General features: G+C 40.3%; 1 pseudogene. It reads left to right on the forward strand.

From position 1 onward, the window contains the following. A pseudogene (locus tag GQR46_RS20270) lies at positions 1–531 on the forward strand (transposase); the annotation flags it as partial. Positions 532–739: the final 208 nt, after the last annotated feature.

Raw genomic sequence — 739 nt, forward strand, 5'->3', positions numbered from 1 at the left:
CGCAGAGCAAATAAGGAAGATAACTGTACTGGCAGGTTTTGGGAGGGGCGATTTAGCTCACAAGCATTACTAGATGAAGCCGCACTTGCCGCCTGTATGGCGTATGTAGATTTAAACCCCATTAGAGCCAAGATGGCTAAAACGGCAGAAGAGTCAGACCATACCAGCGCTCAAGTACGCTTAATATGCGCAAAAGAAGGCAAGCAGCCAAAACAACTCCTTCGCTTTGCAGGTATGCCACGTCAGATTATGCCCAAAGGGCTGCCGTTTGAGCTTAAATCGTACCTTGAACTTGTTGAATTTACAGGACGTTGTATACGAGAAGACAAGCGAGGGTATATTGAAAGTACACATTTGTCTTTACTGGAAAGAGTGAATATATCTCCAGAAAACTGGTTAAAACTCACCACACAATTTACGCGCGTATTTCATGGCGCAGTGGGCAGGCCAGCCTCACAAGAAGGTTATTGTGAAAACTTAAAGCGAAAGCGGCGGGCAAATATCAGTAATTGCGAAAAGCTACTCGCATAAGACTTAAACCTCTTAGTAAGAAATTAAAACTGTAATTATGCAGTTATTCTCATGCGTGTAATTTAGGTTTAAGGGTGCTAATGACTTACTAAATGGATGAAATTAAAATAACCGAGTAGGAAAGGTAAATAATTAACCTAAAAAGTAGATTTTATGGCACAGTTTTATTTTTTAATTGGAGTGGCTGTCTAGTTTAGTTTTATTTTAG

The sequence above is a fragment of the Pseudoalteromonas sp. Z1A6 genome (assembly GCF_011378745.1).
GTDB lineage: Bacteria > Pseudomonadota > Gammaproteobacteria > Enterobacterales > Alteromonadaceae > Pseudoalteromonas > Pseudoalteromonas arctica.